Source organism: Streptomyces sp. NA04227 (genome assembly GCF_013364195.1).
Classification (GTDB): Bacteria; Actinomycetota; Actinomycetes; order Streptomycetales; family Streptomycetaceae; genus Streptomyces.
Genome location: NZ_CP054918.1, coordinates 2,159,123 through 2,176,984, shown reverse-complemented (window position 1 = coordinate 2,176,984; position 17,862 = coordinate 2,159,123). Strand labels below are relative to the sequence as shown.

Here is a 17,862-nt window from a genome sequence, read left to right as displayed (position 1 = left end):
TCACCGGCCCCGTGCGGAGGCGGGCAGCGGCTCAGCGCACCGGCTGGAAGCCCCGCAGGCGCAGGCTGTTGCCGACGACGAAGACGGAGGAGAAGGCCATCGCGGCCCCGGCGAGCATGGGGTTGAGGAGTCCGGCGGCGGCGAGCGGAAGCGCCGCGACGTTGTAGGCGAAGGCCCAGAAGAGGTTGCTCTGGATGGTGCCGAGGGTGCGCCGGGCGAGCCGGATGGCGTCGGCGGCGGCGCGCAGGTCGCCCCGTACCAGGGTGAGGTCGCCCGCCTCGATGGCCGCGTCGGTGCCGGTGCCCATGGCCAGGCCGAGGTCGGCCTGGGCGAGCGCGGCGGCGTCGTTGACCCCGTCGCCGACCATGGCGACGCTGCGGCCTTCGGCCTGGAGCCGCTTGACCACGTCGACCTTGTCCTGCGGCAGCACCTCGGCGATGACCTCCTCGATGCCGACCTCGGCGGCGACCGACTCGGCGACCGCCCGGTTGTCGCCGGTGAGCAGGATCGGGGTCAGCCCGAGGGCACGCAGGCGCCGGATGGCCTCGGGGCTCGACTCCTTGACGGCGTCGGCGACTTCGAGCACGGCACGGGCCTCGCCGTCCCAGGCGACCGCGATCGCGGAACGGCCCGCCTTTTCGGCACGCCGCTTCAACTCATTTAGTTCGGCGGGCAGTTCCATCGCCCACTCCACCAACAGGCCTTCGCGGCCCACGAGTACGGCGTGCCCGTCGACGATTCCCTGGACCCCGAGGCCGGGAATGTTGGCGAAGTCCTCGGGGGTGGGCAGGGTGCCGAGTGCCTCGGTGGCCGCCTGGGCGACCGCCCGGGCGATGGGGTGCTCCGAGGAGTGCTCCAACGCGCCCGCCAGCCGCAGGACTTCGTTCTCCGTGACGCCGCCCGCGGTGTGCACGGCGAGGAGGGTCATCCGGCCGGTGGTGACGGTGCCGGTCTTGTCCAGGACGACGGTGTCGACCCGGCGGGTGCTCTCCAGGACCTCGGGACCCTTGATGAGTATGCCGAGTTGGGCGCCGCGACCGGTGCCGACCATCAGCGCGGTCGGAGTGGCCAGGCCCAGGGCGCAGGGGCAGGCGATGATCAGTACCGCCACGGCGGCGGTGAACGCGGCGGTCAGTCCCGAGCCGTTGCCCAGCCAGAAGCCGAGGGTGCCGAGCGCCAGGGCGATCACGACGGGCACGAAGACCCCCGAGATACGGTCGGCCAGACGCTGCGCGGCGGCCTTGCCGTTCTGCGCGTCCTCCACCATCCGTGCCATCCGGGCGAGTTGGGTGTCCGCGCCGATCCGGGTGGCTTCGACGACCAGGCGCCCGCCCGCGTTGAGGGTGGCGCCGGTGACCGGGTCGCCGACGGCCACCTCGACGGGTACCGACTCACCGGTGAGCATCGAGGCGTCGACCGCCGAGGCGCCCTCGACCACGGTGCCGTCGGTGGCGATCTTCTCGCCGGGGCGGACCACGAAGCGGTCCCCGACGCGGAGTTCGGCAACCGGCACAGTCTCCTCGAGGCCGTCGCGCAGTACGGCGACCTCCTTGGCGCCGAGTTCCAGGAGCGCCTTCAGCGCGGCTCCCGCCTTGCGCTTGGAGCGTGCCTCGAAGTAGCGACCGGCCAGGATGAAGGCGGTCACGCCCGCCGCGGCCTCCAGATAGATGTTCCCGGCGCCGTCGGTACGGGAGATGGAGAGCTCGAAGGGGTGCGTCATGCCCGGTTCCCCGGCCGTCCCGAAGAACAGGGCCCACAGCGACCAGAGGAAGGCGGCCGAGGTCCCGACCGAGATGAGCGTGTCCATGGTGGCGGCGCCGTGCCGCGCGTTGGTCCAGGCCGCACGGTGGAAGGGCCAGGCCGCGTAGGTGACGACCGGCGCGGCGAGCGTGAGCGACAGCCACTGCCAGTACGTGAACTGCAGGGACGGCACCATCGCCATCGCGATCACCGGCACCGCGAGCGCGACCGCGGTCGTCAGCCGCTGCCGGAGCGGCCCGAGCCCGTCGGCCTCCTCGGACTGCCCGGCCTCGGCCCCCGACCCGCCGCCGCCCCTCGCCGCACCGCCGTCCGCGCCCGGCAAGTGGCCCTGCCCGGGACCGGGATGCGCCGGTGGCGGCTCCTTCGCCGTATACCCCGTCGCCTCCACGGTCGCGATCAGATCCTCGACCGCCGTGCCCGCGCCGAAGGTGACCCTGGCCTTCTCGGTCGCGTAGTTGACGGTCGCCTCGACACCGTCCATGCGGTTGAGCTTCTTCTCCACGCGGGCCGCGCAGGAGGCGCAGGTCATACCGCCGATGAGGAGTTCGACTTGGGCGTTGTCGGTGGCGGTGGCGGAGGCGGGGGCGACGGTGGTGACGGGCGTGATGGGGGCGGTCATTGCTGCTCCTCGCGGGGGTGGGCGGATGGCGGAGTCCGGCTCTGGTGCCGGATCATCAATACCCCCTGGGGGTATCTCGCGTGATCACCATGTATACCCCCTCCCCCTATCCCTGGCAAGCCGTCTCCCGTCTGCCCCCTCCTGCCTCCCCACCTTGACTTGATACCCCCCTGGGGTATTCTCCTCGCATCTCTCGGCCACATCCCTCGGCGCACATCTCTGTGCACACCTCTCGACATTGGGGACCGTCATGAACACGGGACTGAAAATCGCCGCTTTCGCCGCGGCTCTGGCCGCGACCTTCGGTACGGCGTACGGGGCCGGTGCGGCCCTGGACCCCGTGGTCGCGGACGGCGGCTCGGCCTCGCACGGGGAGCACCGCTCGGAGAAGCCGGGCAGAGCGGATCCGGACGGGAACAAGGGTCACGACGATCCGGGGACACCCGCCGCGGGCGGCCTCCAGGTCACCGAAGGGGGCTACACGCTGGCGCTCGGCACCGAGCGGGTCGCCGAGGGCAAGGAGTCCGAGCTGCGCTTCGCGATCCTCGACGAGGCGGGCCGCAAGCTGACCTCGTACCGGCGCGAGCACGGCAAGGAACTCCATTTCATCGTCGCCTCAAGGGACTTGACGGTCTACCGCCATCTGCACCCGGCGCGGGCCGCGGACGGCACCTGGAGCGTGCGGACGACGCTGCCCGAGGCGGGCGGCTACCGCGCCTTCGCCGACTTCAAGCCGGGCGTGAAGGGCGCCGAGGGCGTGACGCTCGGTGCGGACCTCGCCGTCACGGGGACGGCCGCGCCCGCCTCGCCGCCCGCCCCCTCGCGTACCGCGAAGACCGACGGCTACGAGGTCACGCTCGGCGGCGAACTCCGCCCCGGCAAGGCCCGCGAACTGACACTCCGCGTCACCAAGGACGGCCGCCCGGTCCGCGACCTCCAGCCCTACCTCGGCGCCTACGGCCACCTGGTCGCCCTGCGCTCCGGCGACCTCGCGTATCTGCACGTCCACCCGGGCGGCGAACCCGGCGACGGCAGCACGAAGCCCGGCCCCGAGATCTCCTTCACCGCCACCGCCCCGAGCGCCGGTACGTACCGCCTGTTCCTCGACTTCCGGCACGAGGGGAAGGTGCGTACCGCCGCCTTCACGGTCCGCGCGGGTACCACCGAAACCGCCGAGGCCGGTGAGGGCGACGCCGCCGGGGGAGCGGGGCACGACGAGAGCGGCCACGTGCACTGAGGCCGGATGGGTCCGCAGGCTTAACCTGTCGATCATGTTCGTACTGGAGCTCACCTACGTCGCGCCGATGGAACGCATCGAGAGCGCGCTGCCCGAGCACATCGCCTGGCTGGACGCCCACTACGCGTCCGGGGTCTTCATCGCCTCGGGCCGCAAGGTCCCCCGGGACGGCGGGGTGATCCTGGCGGTCGGCGACGACCGGGCGAAGATCGAGGAGATCACCCGCAGCGATCCGTTCACCGTCGCGGGGGTGGCCGAGTACGCGATCACGGAGTTCGTGGCGACGAAGTGCGCCCCGCCGCTGGAGCCGTACCGGCAGAACCTGCCGGACTGAGCCTGGGCCCTGCCTCCGCCCGCCGGCTGCCGTCCTACCAGTCCCAGCGGATACCGAAGTCGGACGGGGGCAGGTCGAGTCCCACCGTGTGCGCGCGCAGGCCCGGCCCGATCCGCAGCGGCTGCTCGGTTGTCGCCTCGGGGGACAGTCCGTCGTGGGTGGGCAGGGAGTGGAAGGAACGGCAGCGGGTGGGGACCGCGGCCGGGTCGAAGCAGACCTCCAACACGCAGTCGCGGACGGGGCCTTGCAGATGCAGCAGGCTCTGCTCGGCCCGGGGCCGGTCGTGGGTGTGCTCCGTCGTGTACTCGATGATCACGGTCTCGCCGCGCGCCAGCGGCCTCTCGAAGAGGAGCGTGGCGAGCAGGGTGCCCTCGTCGGCGTCGGCGACGCTCGGGCCGAGCCGCTGGGGAGTCACCGGCCGCAGCACCGGCGGCGGGCTCGGGTGGTCGGCGGTGTAGCCGAGGACGTAGCGGTCCGGTCCGTCCTCCTCGGCGCGCAGCACGAGGCGGTCCCACATCCGGTGCACCCGTCCCTCGGCGTCGCAGTGCATCCGGTGCTGGCTGCTGAGGCTGGTCAGATGGCGGGACCAGGCGGCGTCCACGGAGTGCAGGAGCGGGTCGAGACGGCCCGCCCAGGCCGCGGACAGACTGGGGCGCCGGTGGGAGCTGTGCTGCCAACGCCCTCTGGGTTTGGGCGGCTTGAGCAGCGCGACCAGGTCACCGGGGTGCAGCTCCAGGATGGTCTCCAGGGCGGCGAGCGCCGCGAGGGCGTGCGGTCGCTCGGGACGGTACTTGCCCGACTGCCAGGCACTGATCGTCGCGGCGGTCACGGGGGTGCCCTGCCGCCGCAACCGGCTCTCCAGGCGGCCGAGGCTCAGCCCGCGCCGCTCCACGGCCGCACGCAGCGCCGCGTGGAACGGCCCCGTACGCAGCACTGCCTCCAGCGGGGGCGACTGCGGGCCGCAGCCGTCGGCAACCGGTTCGGTAAGCCGGTGCGGAGAGTGCGGTGCGTTCATTTCGATGGCCGCATTTCCGGTGATTCGGTGACGCCGAAGGGAGAACTCACCAGGCAGAGAGGCAACGGAGGTTAACGACACCTGTTCGCGGAACGCAAGAGTGCTTCACGGGCGCTTTCCCGAGCCGGTCCTCCCTGCCCGGGCGGCCCAGATGCGCCGCGCTCCGGCCAAGCACCCGTAAACGCCTAATACTTGACGGCCTCGCCCCTCTTCCCTCCCCCGGAATCCCTTGGCGAAGGTGTCCGCACCCCCCACCGCGGAATTCGCCGGGTGCCGCCCGGCCTCCCGGCGGAAACGCATCCGATCTGGAGCAGACATGAGAATTCCCCGTAGCAAGCGAGCTGCCGCGAGGGAGCGAGCGGACGGTCCGGTGCGCGGGCGGCGCCGCAGCCCCGGTGTCTGGCTGGCCACCGCCGCGGTACTCGCCGCCGGTGCCTCCGCCGTCCCCTTCGTCATGGCGGACGCACAGGCCACCGGCGCACGGAACTGCCTGAACGGCACCCTCTCCTACGAGCACCACGACGCGGAGGCGGGCCCGGAGAAACCGGTGGTCGCCCTGCCCGCGCGCAGGGCCAACTGGGAGCTGTGGGGCGCCACTTCACCGGACGGTAAGCCCGAGAAGCTCGCCACCGGACTCACCGATGCCAAGGACGGCACCTTCGCCGCCTGCCACGACGGCTCGCTCCACCAGGCCTCGGTCCGGTTCCGTTCCAGCTCGGCCGAGCTGTGGCGGGTGGTGAAGAACTGGGACGACGAGAGCGAGTACACCTTCGACAGCGAGCGCGTCGAGGAGGTCTCCGGAGAGCAGGACCTGGGCACCGTCCAGGTGCCCGAGGAGATGGCCCGCGCCTTCAGCGTCGTCGACACCCTCAACATCCTTTACGACAAGCGTGGTACGGACTCGCCCTGCTTCACCCGTCACCAAGGGGAGGGCGAGTGCGAGACCCTCACCGTCGCCTGGGGCCGGGACAACGAGGAGGGCGGCTACTGGGACCACCCGTCCAACTCCGACGACGAGAGCCACGGAACGGACTTCGTCCTGCTCAACGCCGACATGCCCGACTCCCGGCACCTGGTCCTGCACGAGGCCGGGCACTGGTTCCAGTGGCAGCTCCACGGGAAGTGGTGGCCCGAGGTCACCGGCTGCAACCCGCACTACTTCGAGCGGGAATCCTCCCCGACCTGCGCGTGGACGGAAGGCTTCGCGGACGCGGTCGCGGCCCACACCCTCGGCGACTACCGCTGGGTCTACGAGAACGGCGACAGCTTCGACTTCACCAACGACGAGACCACCGAGGGCTGGGACAAGGGCGACAGCGTCCAGGCCCGGGTCTCCACCTCGCTGCTCGACCTGTGGGCCGAGGACGGCCCCGACGGCGGCGACTGGGACGCCACTCTCCAGCTCATGACCGAGCAGCGCAGCAGCACCTTCGAGGAGTACTTCACCGAGGGACGGCCCACCGTGCCGCTGCCCGTCGACGGCGACGCCAAGAAGATCATCAACAAGCACACGATCGACTACTGAGACGCCGCTCCACTCCCTCACCGGCGAGCCGGGCAGGATCGACCCTCCCTGCCCGGCTCGCCCCAACTACTGCTCCGTACCGACCGGTTGACTGCCCGGTGCTCGCCCCGAAGCTCAGTAGTCCACGCTCGGATACCAGTCCCCCCGGCCCCTCGGCGTCAGGTCGAGGAGGTTCCAGACCGGGGTGTAGAGGTCGATTCCGCGCTCGTCGATGTCGTCGGCCATCCGCGGGTGGGTGGCGTAGAAGTGCCGGATCGTGCCGTCCTCGTCGCGGGTGAAGACGGAGATGGTGGAGTCCTGCCAGCCGTCCTCGTCCTCGCTGCCGGTGTCGTACTTGAAGGTGCTGTCGCCGCAGCTCAGCAGGCGGAGCCGGTGCCAGCCGCGGCGACGGGCGTGGCCGCGCAGCGTGACCGGGTCGGCGGCAGCGGCGACGACGAAGTCGACGTTCCGGGTGAGGTGCTGGACGGTGTGGCTGAAACCGTCGATCCACATGGTGCACATCGGGCACGGCTCGGTCTGCCGTTTGCCGTACATGAACTGGTAGACGATCAGCGGGCGGTCCGGAGCGGTGAACAGCTCGCTCAGCCGGACCTCGCGCAGCGGCGCGTCCCCGGAGTCGAGGTCGGCGGGGCCCTCCAGGAACGTGTAGTCGTCCACCGGTGGTCCCTGGGGGAGCGCCCGCCGCCGGGCGGCGACCTCTTCGCGCTGCCGCATGAGAGCGATCTCGGCCTGCCGCAGTTCCTCGCGGGCGGCGAGGTGGTCCGCCGATTCCCCGGCCAGTCGGGTGTACCGCATCATCGCGTCCTCCTGAGGTGAGATCCCCCCGGGGCACGTCCGCGTCCCACGCTACGCCGCGCCCGGGCGCCGGGCCCGCTCCCACGCGGCGGCACCCTCGGTGGCGGATTCGGTGCCCAAGGTGAACGCACTCTCAACTCCCGGACGCCATCAGGCGTCTGTATCTCGCGGGGGACACCGAACGCGCCTGCTTGGCCGCCACCGGCCTGCTCGCGCACGCAGAGATAGGGGCGGGACGTGGGGGTTGACGCGCATCTGCTGGCGGTGGTGGCGCTGGACACCGGACGAGCGGAGGATTTCGCCGTCACCGGCGCCAAGGCGGCCAATCTGGCCCGCGCGGCCGTCGCGGGGCTGCCGGTGCTGCCCGGCTTCGTCCTCGTACCGGTGGGGCGGGCGCCGGACGCCCCGGCCGGGGAGGAGGCGCTGCGCCGCGCCTGGCGCGAGCTGGCCGGGCCGGACGAGGGGCCGCTTGTCGTACGGTCCTCCTCCGCGCACGAGGACGGTGAGAACTCCTCGATGGCCGGACGTTTCGCCTCGGTCCTGGAGGTGCGGGGCTGGGAGGAGTTCGTCACCGCGGTGCAGACGGTGCTCGACTCGGCCCGGCGCGTACACGTCCTGCATCCGCCCGAGGGGCGGGCCGATCCGCTGGAGGGCATGGCGGTCCTGGTGCAGCCCATGCTGCGGGCGGCCAAGGGTGGGGTGATGTTCGGGGCGGACCCGGTCGCGGGCCGTACGGACCGCCTCCTTGTCAGCGCCGTGAGCGGTGGCCCCGACCAGCTGGTGGACGGCAGCACCCAAGGGGTGAGTTACCAACTCACCCGGTCCGGAAGGCTGTTGGGATCCGATCCCACCGAGCGGAGATCCGCACGGCTGCTCGGCCGCGGTGAGCTGACCCGCCTCGCACGGCTGGCCGAGAAGACCCGGCGGGTGTTTGGCGGACCCCAGGACATGGAGTTCGGCTTCGACGGCGACGGGCGGCTGTGGCTGTTCCAGGCCCGTCCGATCACCGCGATGGCCCCCCGGCCGTCGCGCGGTGCGCGCCTCCTGGGCCCCGGCCCGGTCGCCGAGACCTTCCCCGGCGTCCTCCAGCCACTGGAGGAGGACCTCTGGATCGCGCCGATGTCCCACGGCCTCACCCTCGCCCTCGACCTCGCCGGGGCGGCTTCCCGGCGGCTGCTCCGCCGGCTGCCGGTGGTCACGACCGTCGGCGGCCGCGTCGCCGCCGACCTGCGGCTGCTCGGCGCGGTGCCGTCCGCCCACCCCGTACTCGACTTCGTCAACCCGCTGCCCGGCGCCCGCCGCGCGGCGGCCGCCTGGCGGGTGGGACGCCTGCGGTCCGCGCTCCCGCTGCTCGCCCTGGACCTGATGGCCGACGTCGACCGGCGGCTCGCCGAGTTGCCCGCCCCGCGACAGATGCTCGGCGGCCAACTCCTGGACGCCGTGTCCTGGGGCCGGGCCGTACTGTCCCCGCTGCACGCGCAGGAATCCCTGGCCGGAGCGCTGCTCGGCCCCGGCTCCGGCGGCACCGCGGCGGGCGAGGCGCTCGCCACCCTCGCCGAGACGCGCTCCCAGGGTGCGAGCGACGACCAACTCCTCGCCCGGCACCCCGTCCTGCTGTCCCTGCTGCCGCCCACCCTCGGCGAACGCGCCGCCCTGCCGGGCCACATGAACCTGACCGGCCTGCCGCGCGGCGTGGCCGGTCTCCCGGTACGCGAGGGGCTGCGGCTGCGGATCCGCTGGGTGCAGGAGATGCAGTCGGAGATGGTCCGGGAACTCGGCGCCCGGCTCGGCAAGAGCGACGCCGCACTCGCCGGACCGTCTCTGCTCGCCCTGCGCTGGGACGAGTTGACGCGGATAGTGGACGGCGGCGCCCTCCCGACCGACCTGCCCGAACGCCACCTCAGACCCGACTCGCCGGCCCTGCCCGCGGCCTTCCGCCTCGCCGAGGGCCGCCCGGTGGCCGAGACACTCACCGGCCGCGGCGCGGGCCAAGGCCAGGGCGCCGGGGGCGGCTTCGGCACCGGCACCGCCTGGGACGGGCACGGCGAGCGCCCCGAGGACCCGGTGCTCGTCGTCCGCACCCTCGACCCCGCCCTGGCCCCGCTCCTGCCCGGCCTCGCGGGCCTGGTCGCCGAGACCGGCAGCGTCCTGTCCCACCTCGCCGTCCTCGCCCGCGAGTACGACGTACCCACCGCCGTCGGTGTCCCCGGCGCCGTCGACCGCTTCCCACCCGGCGCCGAACTCACCGTGGACGGCGGGACCGGAGCGGTGACACAGACCGCCCGCCCCGCACCGCCACAGCCCGCCACGAGCGACGAGGGGGCCGCGGCATGAAGTACGTGACCTACCTCTGCGGCGCCTTCTCGGCCCTGTACGCCGGGTACTACCTGGTCCTCTACCTCTACCGCTGGGAGTGGCAACGGGCCCTCATCGCCGGTGTGGTGCTGCTCGCCGTCGAGGGCTTCCTCGTCTGCCTGGTCCTGCTGTCCCGGCTGTCCCGCCTGGAGAACCGGCTGGCCGCACACGACGCCCGCGTGGAGGAGGTACGGCGCCGCCTCGAACAGTCCCGGCACAGTGCCCCGGGCAGCTTCCGCTGGATGCGCTCCGAGGACCTGGACGGCACCCAGCGCACCTTCGTCTTCATCCCCGTCCTGATGGTCGCGGGCGCGGCCCTCTCCGGAGTCGCGTTCGTCGTCCAGAAGATCGCCGCCGCCACCGCACGCCCGGCCGCCGAACGCCGCCTGGCGGGCAGACTGGCCGCCCTCACCGCCCCCGGAGACCTCGCCGCGGGCACCGCCTCCCAGCCCGCCCGCCTGGAGGACCGGTCACCCGTGGCACCGTCCCACGCCGGACGCAACCTCGCCCTGCTCGCCACGGCCGCCGTCGCCGTGGTCCTCCTGACCGTCCTCCGCGGCGGCCTCGCCGACGCCACCCAGACCCGCCCGCAGGAGCGCCCCGACGCCGCGGCCACCACCGTGGTCTTCCGGATCGAGATGCGCGGCGCCGAACCCCCCGAGGCCCTCCAACTCGCCGCCGAAGACCTGTGGCAGACCTGCCGCCGCTCCACCGCCGCCCTCAACGACCGCGCCTTCGTCCAACACCTGGAGAAGAACGTGTACGCCGGTGTGATCCGCCCCGCCCTGCCGCCGCACGACCTGATGCGCCTACGCGGCTGCATCGAGGACGCGACGACGAACCGGGCCACGGCGCGGGTGTTGGGGGAGGGGCAGGCGGGGGCTCGGCGCTGAGGGGATCGGGGGGAGGAGGAGGGCCTTCGCCGCGGCTGACGACGAAGGCTTGCGCTCGCCGACGCGACCTGGTCTGGTCTGTGGACACGTACGCGCCGACGTAAGCGCGCCGTACGGGGAGGAGTCCACGAGATGACCAGCCGCGCACTCGACGCCGCACTCGCCGACCCGGCGACGCTTCGCGCGTGGCAGGGGGAGCGGCGGCGCACGCGGGCGGCCATGGTCCTGTGGACCCTGTGCCTCCCCGGCTACGCCGCACTGGCGGCGACCGCGGTGGGCCAGGGCTGGGCGAGTCAGTTCGTCGTGAACATCGGTGCGGTACCGGTCGTGCTCGTGATGGCCGCAGGGCTTGTTGTCTCCGTGCTTCGCTGGGAGCAACTGGGCGGTATGCGAGGGGTGTTGGAGACGTACCCCTGGCAGGAGCTGCCCGCGATCGGGCAGGCCCATCCGGCGGGTGCCGAGTACTGCCGGCTCCCGGATCCGGATGATCCGGGTAAGCGGGTCCAAGTCGCCTTTCGGCGGTTCGGGCCGGGGAAGCGATGGCGGCGCGTGGTGACCGAGGCCAGGTCCGCCGGGTTGCTGTGCGCGGGCGATCCACGGTTCGCGTGCGTAGTCGCGCTGCCCGGCCCTCGGGGCCTGCTGGCGGTACGCCCTCAGCACACGTACGTCACCGATCGCGACAGTCGGCCGGACGGCGTGAGCGAGGCGTCCTGGAGGCGTGCCCAGGCGACCGGAATCGCCGTACCTCCGTCGGAGGAGGAGCAACGGCGCAGGCTGCTGTCCGGTCTGTGGAAAGGCTTCCGGACCAGGGGCCCGGCCTGAGGGGCCGAACCGAACGGATCGGATCGGGTTCGCATCCGATCGAACCGCCGTGGCACGGTAAATCCAGGAGTGGAAAGAGAGTCGACCCGAGTGCACAAGCGAGGTTCCGGTGCCTGAGTTCACGTTCACCCCGCTCACTGACCAGGAAGACGTCAGCGACGGCATGTTCCTGGGACATCTCGACGTCAACGGCAGCTCCGGGAGCGCCACCACGAGAAGTGCCCGCCAGCCCGACGGCGGCATGGGAATCGTGCTCTTCCCGGCGCTGGTCGAACTGCTCGACGGGGTGGGGACGCTGCTGCGGGACGGGGGCGGCAAGTTCAAGTGCTCGGACATCGGGCTGCCGTTGAAGTTCACCCTCAAGAACGAGGTCCTGACGACCGGCCAGGGCTGGTCGCGGATCGACGAGTCGGCGCCGGGGATCGTCGCGGATTCCCTCTGGTCGGCCGCTCGGAGTCTGGTGGACAGCCATCTCGGGCGCGTGACGCGACCCACCGAGCACGCGGGCGTCCTGGCGGACGGCGGCATCGAGGTCATCGACTTCCGTACGCAGGTGAAGGACGCGATGGACCGCTTCGAGGACACACGCCGCCACTTCGGCCGCTGACGGCCGCCCCGGCGAGCTCTCAGACGCCGAAGGCCGCCTTCGCGGGACCGATACCCGGCTTGTACCCGACACCGCTGTTGCCGTAGCCACCGGCGGTGTCCACCAGCATGCCCGTCGTGTCGAATTCCTTTCCGAAGACGGCGGTGTTGACGGTCGCCCTGGTCACACTGGTGACGAAGCCTTCGGTGCCGCCGATGATGCCCGCGCCCAGCGGGTTCCTGCCGTTCAGGGTCATGGTGAGGTCCGCGTACTGCCTGCGCGTCAGGTTGGTCAGGCTGCTGTCGTTGATCAGCTTGGGCAGCTTGCCGAATCCCTTGCTCACGAGCGAGCCGGTGCCGGCGCCGATCACATTGCCGGTGAGGTTGGCCAGAGCGTTCTTCTTCACCTCGCTCCACCCGCCGTTCAAGGCGTCCTTGAGCGTGGTCTTCAGCTCACCCTTGGCGAACGTGAGGGCGACCTTGCTCAGGCCCTTGAAGTCCGCGCCGGTGCGCCACACCTTGATCACGCGGGCGAAGGCGATCTCGGCCTTCCTGACCTTCAACGCCATGTTGAAGCCCTTCATGAGCTTGCCCGCCTTCGCCAGCATGGCCAGCTTCCCGAGCACCGGGACGCAGTCCAGCGCGGCGAACAGGAGATCGCCCCAACCCGCCTTTCCCTGGGCGAACTTGGCGATGGTGTCCGCCAGCACGATCAAGGCCGCCGCCAGGACGAACCACACCAGCGGGCCGCCCACGAAGAGCAGCACGATCCCGGCGATCGCGACGAAGATCTTGGCGGCGATCACGATCACCTTCCATGCCTTCGCGAGCCAGTCGCCGACCTTCTCGTACCACTTCTTGTTCTGGATCCCGGCGTCGGACGCGTCGTGGAGCTCGTGGACGAGCTTGTCGGCAGCGTCGTCCTGGTCCTTTCCGGCGCCCTCCGCCTTCGTCTTCAGCTCCGCGAGCTGGGCGTGCAGGCTGTCGACCTGAGACTGCATCGACTTCTCGTGCTCGTTCGCGTGCCGGGCGTTGCTCGCCGCCTTGCGGACCTTCTCCGGCTCCGGCGGCTCCGCGCTGCCCACGGCCGGGTCCTTCAGCTTGTCCTGCGCGGACTTGGCACGGTTCGCCTCGGTGGTGGCGCTGTCCAGCCGCGACTGCGCCCTGGAGAGATCGCCACGCAGAATACGGGCCTTGGCGAGCGCGTGGTCGGCCGTTGTCTGGGCCTGCTCCAGCTTCCCGGCGTAGGTCAGCAGCGCGCCCGAGACGATGTCGTACGAGTCGTGCAGCTTCTGCAACTGGCCCGGCAGCTTGCCGATGCGCTCCTTGAACTCGGCGATGGCCTTGCCCGCCGCTTCCTCCAGAACGGAGTCCTTCGAGGCGGAGCGCATGCCCGAGAGCGCCGTGGAGATGTCCTCGACGAACTTCTTGTACCGCTTGCCCTGGAGACTGACCTCGTAGGGATCGCCGGGCGTCGGGTCGTCGTGCAGGTCGAGGTGGTGCCAGTCGGTGGGGCGGGCCATCGCACTCAGCTCTCCGTCTCGAGATCGGCGCGGTGCACGAAACGGAAGGTGTTCGTGATGAGGCCGAAGAGCTGCAGCATCGGCTCGGCCAGGGCCAGTTGGGGCGTACTGGCGCTGATGACGGCGACCTTCGGGCTGCTGCCGGGGAAGGGTACGAAGGTCTGCATCATCACCGCCCGATAGCTGCGGTCGTCGTCGGGGATCTCAAGGTCCTCGATGCCTTCGGTGCGCGCCGCCGCGCCCGCTTCGGGCAGGTCCACGGCGGACACCCGGCGCCAGGGGTCGGTGGGCCGACGGCCGGGGGCCATCGGCTCCAGTACCGCCATGAGTGTGTCGAGGCCGGTCGGTGCGCGCTCGCCCGTGGTCTCGTTCACGGCCTCGGTCACACTGACCGTGACACTGGCCACCATCGGTTCGCTGTCGACGATCTCGCACATGGACCCCGAATAGACGACGTTGTTCTTCCTCGCCTCGCGGGCCACCTTCTTCAGCGTCCTGACCAGATCGGCCTGATACCCGGCCAGCTCCGGCTTCTCCCTGACCCGCTCCGCGACCGCCTCCCGAATCGAGCGGTTCACCGTCGCGGGGTGGACGTCGAACTCGTACCAGGCGCTGGGGACCTGGATGTTGATACCGATGACGTCCCCCGGAGCGGCACTGCCGAAGGGGTCCTCGGGGTCATTGGGGCCCTCGGGGACGGCGGTCTCACTTTCCACCCTTGCCCTCCTTATTCTCGTGCTTGAGGAGGGCATTTCTGAGTTCGAGGTCGAGCTTGGTTATCTCGTCGACGATGTCCTGAGCCATCTGCGCCACGCCGTCGACACCGGCGTCGATCTCCTTGCGGCCGTCCTTCCAGCCGCTCATGAAGTCGTCCATGGCATCGAACGCCGAGCTCGAGCCCAGCTCCCCGTTGCCCAGCTTGCGGTCGACCTGGCCGGTGTCGTCCATGCGCTTCTTGATCGACCGCAGGAGGTCCGCCAGGTCGCCGAGCCCGGCCAGGCTCAGAACGAGGTCGCCCTTCGACATGTTCGGTTCCCCCCAGCCACCCTGGAAAACAGGTGAATGTGTCGCAAGTCGCCTTCGGAACAGACCGGTTCAAGCTATCGAACCTCGTGGGGAGCGGCGGTTTCAAGCCGTCCGCTGCGGCGAACACGTGACAAACGAGGCTCCCGCAGGCACACCTGCTGCACCAAGTCCCCCGAACCGGAACCTTCGTACGGGGTTTGGGACTTGAAGTTGTCGGGTCGGTGATGAGGAGGGGGGAGTTCCTCCGCCCGGGGCCGCTCGCTCTCGCCGTCGCGGCGACTTCGGCGGACCCCGGCACCCTCTGGCTCTGCCCATGAAGCCACCGGACTGTGCCCTTTGGGACGTAGTCCGAAGTGTGGTCCGGAAATAGGCTGCCTGAGCGCATCGATGGCCCGTTACCGGGTGCTCGCCTGCGAGAAGAGGAGCTATGCGTCACCAGCGGGACGACGACAAGACCAGCCGCGCTCCGTCGACTCATGCACGAGCAGGGTGGGGTGGTCAGCCCCTGCCGGGACTGATGGCCCTCCAACGAGGTATGGGCAACAGGGCCGTGGCGGAGATGCTCCAGCGCGCCGGGCAGTCGGGAACGCGGGAGCGGGACACGGGCGGGGAGACCGCCGACCGCCCGCAGGCTGCGCGTGCCGTGGTGCAGCGGATGCAGACCAGTGCGGGCAACCGCGCGGTGGCCGCGCTGATGGTCCAGCGTATGGACGACGAGGGCCTGACTCTGGGGGCCAACACCAGCGGGCAGTCGAAGGCCGCCAATCCGGCGTTCGAAGCGGAGGCGATGGCGTTCGAGCGCAAACTCGCGGCCAAGGCGTCCTCGCACGCATCCGCCAACGGCGCCATGGCCGTTATGGCCGCGAAGGCCAAGGCGTACATCCGCAGCGGAGTGGGCGACGCATGGGATCACGCCGATCAGCGACTGGCCGAGATCTTCAAGGTCGTCGGTCAGGAAGGTGTCGAGAAGTCGGGCTTCGTCGGCACCGCGGTCGACGACGTCATGGCCGTCTTCGACGAGGGCAATCTCAGCGAGCGGTACACCCACATCGTGCGCTTCTTCACCGAAGTGCTGGCCCGGGACCTCGCAGGCTCCGCGAAGCGGACGGAGATCGACGAGCGCATGAAGGAGGCCCAGTTGAACATGCCCTTCCTGCAGGATCGTCGCCGGGCGATGGCGCGGGACGGCAAGGGCCCGGAGTCCGTCACCACCCGCGACATCGCGCCCCTTCCGCCGGACTCGGCGGTGCACCACCAGGGCGCCGCGCGCGTCCGGCGCAACGACGTGCTGAAGGCACTGCACCCGGATCGGGAACCCGGCGAGACCGGGCGCACCGACCACACGGTGGCGCAGACCGGCCTGGAGTTCAGTGACCGGCAGAATGCGGTGCACACCAAGGACGATCCCGGATGGGACAAGGAGCGGGACGCTCTGAAATGGGCGGCCGGCGCGAAGGTCTGGATGATCAACGAGAAGAACGCCTGGGTAGCGGCGCAGCGCAAGCTCAGCCTCCCGCTCGGCGGCGGGCCCTCGGGCACGACCAACACGATGATGAGCGCCGCCACGGCGCTCGGCGCGGACAAGTACGGTGCCCGGCTCGCGTCCATCGCGTTCCTCGTCGGGGCCAGCCATCACACCCTTGTCGAGATCATGGCCGCGGCCGAGCCGTTCGGCTGTGAGTACGACCCGACGCAGGAGATCTACCGGAACGTCAAGCCTCTCACCGAGGAGGAGCTGCGCGCCTGCGGCAAGGACGGCAAGTTCCCCGGGGAGACAGCTCCCGCCAGGACGGGGACCGGGGCATGACGAGGTTCTGCGGTCCTTTTCCCGAGTTGGTGGGCGCGCGCTTCTGGCTGCCGACCGAGCCGTTCGAGTTCGGCTGGGCCGCCCTTGTCGGCTGCAACGCTCTGCGCTGCACACGCTGCGGTGAACCGGTGCGGCCGGAGGTGCTGCCGGACGGGGAGCACCGGCGCTACACCTGCGGATGCCACCGTCGGGACACGGTCTGGAGTTACCGGATCGGGGCCGAAACGGATGATCTGTACCCGGCGTTCACCGATTGGGTGTGCGGCGGGCACCCCGACTTCGAACTCCCCGCCGTACTGGACGGCGTAGCGCTGGAGACCGCCACCGACTGGGACGCTCTGGTCGTCGAGACGGCCCTGCGTCCGCCGTTCGAGCCGCCCGGCGTCGAGTTGTACGCACGGTGGATCACCCGGCTCCACCGTCTTCTCGGCGCCGAACGGACGGCGCTGAGCCGGGCGGTCGCCGGCATGCTGAGCGCCGAGGACCCGCGCCTGGTGCGGGCGGCCTACGACTTCTTCACCAACGAGAGAGAGGCCGCGGGGGCCGAACTCCTGACGGGCTCGGTGGCCGGGCGCCGGGAGTGGCTGAACACGACCCCTGACCCGCGCCGGCCCTCGTCCTCGCTGCTCGACGGTGCGGCTCTGCTCCTGCACGAGCGGCTGCTGATCGTCGACGACACCGGCGCCCCTGTCGACGCACCGGCTCTCGGCCTGACCGAGGAACTCGCGCTCGCCGGTATCGGCCCCAGCGACAGCCCGTTGACGTTCCGCGACTACGACCCCGAGTGGCTCTGGGCCCACAGCGGCGCGCTGATCCACGCGAACCCGGAGTGGGTCGACACCCTCGTCTACGCCTCGGTATGGGCCCCTGCCGCGCTCAGGAGGCAGGTTCTGGCCGACATCGCCGAGGTCGTCCCCGGGGCGGTCCGCACGGCGATCGAGCAGCACTTCGAGCAGCCTGAGCGCGACGTGCTGCTGGCTTTCCTCCAGAGGTAACGCACTTCGCCGCGTTGGCCGGTACGGGCGGCGAGGGCGGAGGTCGCGCGCCCGGCGCGGGCGCAGGGAGTGCCGGTCGCATCGTCCGGGAGCAATGCCTCGAAGCACGTCACGAAGCACGTCACGATCCTGGCCGGTGTCACCCCGGATCTCGTCCGCATCGCAGAACGGGCCGGGGTGGTCGCCCGGCGGGCTGACCAGTACACAAGAGAGCGCCCCCGGCAGGACTCGAACCTGCGGCCAAGCGCTTAGAAGGCGCCTGCTCTATCCACTGAGCTACGGGGGCCGGTGACGCTCGGACGGCGGTCTGTGAGCAGGCCGCGCCCGTTGTCGGGGACCAAGGATAGAGCTCCATGGTCGTCATCCCGTTTGCTTCGCCTCCGCACCACGTTGTGGAGGTTCGGTGAAGCGGTCCCGATAATCGCAGGCGGGTGCGAATCGCGCATCGCTTTTCGCGCCTGTTGTGGCGGGTGTTGTGCAGTCGTTATGCCTGTCGCGGCTCCGCCGGTACCCCTGATGCGTCCGGTCGGCGCGCAGGAGCGCCCATATGCTTCAGAAAGCCAGCAAAAT

The 17,862-nt window shown here is 70.9% G+C and carries 15 protein-coding genes and 1 tRNA gene; 9 read left to right on the top strand and 7 right to left on the bottom strand.

The window, feature by feature from the left end; all coding sequences use genetic code 11:
• Nucleotides 1-31 precede the first annotated feature (31 nt).
• Nucleotides 32-2,290, bottom strand: coding sequence for a cation-translocating P-type ATPase (locus tag HUT18_RS09020; RefSeq protein ID WP_254878955.1), 2,259 nt, complete (start codon nt 2,288-2,290; stop codon nt 32-34).
• 340 nt (nt 2,291-2,630) lie between these two features.
• Between HUT18_RS09020 and HUT18_RS09015 the strand changes: the two genes are divergently transcribed.
• Complete coding sequence (locus tag HUT18_RS09015) at nt 2,631-3,617, top strand: hypothetical protein (RefSeq protein ID WP_254878491.1); 987 nt, start codon at nt 2,631-2,633, stop codon at nt 3,615-3,617.
• Between the two features lie 34 nt (nt 3,618-3,651).
• Entirely contained in the window at nt 3,652-3,951 is a 300-nt protein-coding gene (locus HUT18_RS09010) for a YciI family protein (RefSeq protein WP_176099383.1), read from the top strand.
• A gap of 34 nt (nt 3,952-3,985) precedes the next feature.
• Here HUT18_RS09010 and HUT18_RS09005 read toward each other — a convergent pair whose 3' ends face one another.
• Nucleotides 3,986-4,966, bottom strand: a complete 981-nt coding sequence (locus HUT18_RS09005; RefSeq protein ID WP_176099382.1) for a transcriptional regulator — start codon at nt 4,964-4,966, stop codon at nt 3,986-3,988.
• Nucleotides 4,967-5,282: 316 nt separating this feature from the next.
• On the opposite strand from HUT18_RS09005, the gene HUT18_RS09000 reads away from it, so the two are divergent.
• On the top strand, nt 5,283-6,491 hold the full coding sequence (locus tag HUT18_RS09000) for a metalloprotease (protein ID WP_217710474.1): 1,209 nt from the start codon (nt 5,283-5,285) through the stop codon (nt 6,489-6,491).
• Nucleotides 6,492-6,605: 114 nt separating this feature from the next.
• Here the strand turns inward: HUT18_RS09000 and HUT18_RS08995 are convergent, their stop codons facing one another.
• Nucleotides 6,606-7,289 carry a DUF899 family protein gene (locus HUT18_RS08995; protein WP_217710473.1) on the bottom strand — a complete coding sequence of 228 codons (684 nt, stop codon included), beginning with the start codon at nt 7,287-7,289 and terminating at the stop codon, nt 6,606-6,608.
• 234 nt (nt 7,290-7,523) lie between these two features.
• Here HUT18_RS08995 and HUT18_RS08990 point away from each other — a divergent pair, with 234 nt between their 5' ends.
• From HUT18_RS08990 to HUT18_RS08975, 4 genes are all read left to right on the top strand, one after another.
• Complete coding sequence (locus HUT18_RS08990; protein WP_176099380.1) at nt 7,524-9,620, top strand: PEP/pyruvate-binding domain-containing protein; 2,097 nt, start codon at nt 7,524-7,526, stop codon at nt 9,618-9,620.
• A complete protein-coding gene (locus HUT18_RS08985) occupies nt 9,617-10,534 on the top strand; it encodes a hypothetical protein (RefSeq protein ID WP_176099379.1) in 918 nt (305 codons plus the stop codon). Before HUT18_RS08990 ends, HUT18_RS08985 begins: the two co-directional genes overlap by 4 nt.
• A gap of 132 nt (nt 10,535-10,666) precedes the next feature.
• Nucleotides 10,667-11,356 carry a hypothetical protein gene (locus HUT18_RS08980; protein WP_176099377.1) on the top strand — a complete coding sequence of 230 codons (690 nt, stop codon included), beginning with the start codon at nt 10,667-10,669 and terminating at the stop codon, nt 11,354-11,356.
• Between the two features lie 109 nt (nt 11,357-11,465).
• Nucleotides 11,466-11,963, top strand: a complete 498-nt coding sequence (locus HUT18_RS08975) for a hypothetical protein (RefSeq protein WP_176099375.1) — start codon at nt 11,466-11,468, stop codon at nt 11,961-11,963.
• A gap of 19 nt (nt 11,964-11,982) precedes the next feature.
• Here the strand turns inward: HUT18_RS08975 and HUT18_RS08970 are convergent, their stop codons facing one another.
• Genes HUT18_RS08970 through HUT18_RS08960 form a run of 3 tightly spaced genes read right to left on the bottom strand, consistent with a single transcriptional unit; the run spans nt 11,983 to nt 14,490 of the window.
• On the bottom strand, nt 11,983-13,464 hold the full coding sequence (locus HUT18_RS08970) for a hypothetical protein (protein WP_176099374.1): 1,482 nt from the start codon (nt 13,462-13,464) through the stop codon (nt 11,983-11,985).
• Nucleotides 13,465-13,469: 5 nt separating this feature from the next.
• Nucleotides 13,470-14,180, bottom strand: a complete 711-nt coding sequence (locus HUT18_RS08965) for a hypothetical protein (protein WP_176099372.1) — start codon at nt 14,178-14,180, stop codon at nt 13,470-13,472.
• Nucleotides 14,170-14,490, bottom strand: a complete 321-nt coding sequence (locus HUT18_RS08960; protein ID WP_176099370.1) for a hypothetical protein — start codon at nt 14,488-14,490, stop codon at nt 14,170-14,172. Before HUT18_RS08960 ends, HUT18_RS08965 begins: the two co-directional genes overlap by 11 nt.
• A gap of 517 nt (nt 14,491-15,007) precedes the next feature.
• Here HUT18_RS08960 and HUT18_RS08955 point away from each other — a divergent pair.
• Both HUT18_RS08955 and HUT18_RS08950 read left to right on the top strand, forming a co-directional pair.
• On the top strand, nt 15,008-16,297 hold the full coding sequence (locus tag HUT18_RS08955) for a hypothetical protein (protein ID WP_176099368.1): 1,290 nt from the start codon (nt 15,008-15,010) through the stop codon (nt 16,295-16,297).
• A complete protein-coding gene (locus HUT18_RS08950) occupies nt 16,294-17,292 on the top strand; it encodes a zinc ribbon domain-containing protein (protein ID WP_176099366.1) in 999 nt (332 codons plus the stop codon). The genes HUT18_RS08955 and HUT18_RS08950 overlap by 4 nt, the downstream gene beginning before the upstream one ends.
• Nucleotides 17,293-17,505: 213 nt before the next feature.
• On the opposite strand, the gene HUT18_RS08945 is transcribed toward HUT18_RS08950, so the two are convergent.
• Nucleotides 17,506-17,578: transfer RNA gene (locus HUT18_RS08945), tRNA-Arg, on the bottom strand.
• Nucleotides 17,579-17,862: the final 284 nt, after the last annotated feature.

Bases quoted from the DNA above. Each gene is read 5' to 3' on its own strand.
- HUT18_RS09020 (WP_254878955.1), bottom strand. From the start codon at position 2,290: ATGACCTGCGCCTCCTGCGCGGCCCGCGTGGAGAAGAAGCTCAACCGC.
- HUT18_RS09015 (WP_254878491.1), top strand. From the start codon at position 2,631: ATGAACACGGGACTGAAAATCGCCGCTTTCGCCGCGGCTCTGGCCGCG.
- HUT18_RS09010 (WP_176099383.1), top strand. From the start codon at position 3,652: ATGTTCGTACTGGAGCTCACCTACGTCGCGCCGATGGAACGCATCGAG.
- HUT18_RS09005 (WP_176099382.1), bottom strand. From the start codon at position 4,966: ATGAACGCACCGCACTCTCCGCACCGGCTTACCGAACCGGTTGCCGAC.
- HUT18_RS09000 (WP_217710474.1), top strand. From the start codon at position 5,283: ATGAGAATTCCCCGTAGCAAGCGAGCTGCCGCGAGGGAGCGAGCGGAC.
- HUT18_RS08995 (WP_217710473.1), bottom strand. From the start codon at position 7,289: ATGATGCGGTACACCCGACTGGCCGGGGAATCGGCGGACCACCTCGCC.
- HUT18_RS08985 (WP_176099379.1), top strand. From the start codon at position 9,617: ATGAAGTACGTGACCTACCTCTGCGGCGCCTTCTCGGCCCTGTACGCC.
- HUT18_RS08980 (WP_176099377.1), top strand. From the start codon at position 10,667: ATGACCAGCCGCGCACTCGACGCCGCACTCGCCGACCCGGCGACGCTT.
- HUT18_RS08970 (WP_176099374.1), bottom strand. From the start codon at position 13,464: ATGGCCCGCCCCACCGACTGGCACCACCTCGACCTGCACGACGACCCG.
- HUT18_RS08960 (WP_176099370.1), bottom strand. From the start codon at position 14,490: ATGTCGAAGGGCGACCTCGTTCTGAGCCTGGCCGGGCTCGGCGACCTG.
- HUT18_RS08955 (WP_176099368.1), top strand. From the start codon at position 15,008: ATGGCCCTCCAACGAGGTATGGGCAACAGGGCCGTGGCGGAGATGCTC.
- HUT18_RS08950 (WP_176099366.1), top strand. From the start codon at position 16,294: ATGACGAGGTTCTGCGGTCCTTTTCCCGAGTTGGTGGGCGCGCGCTTC.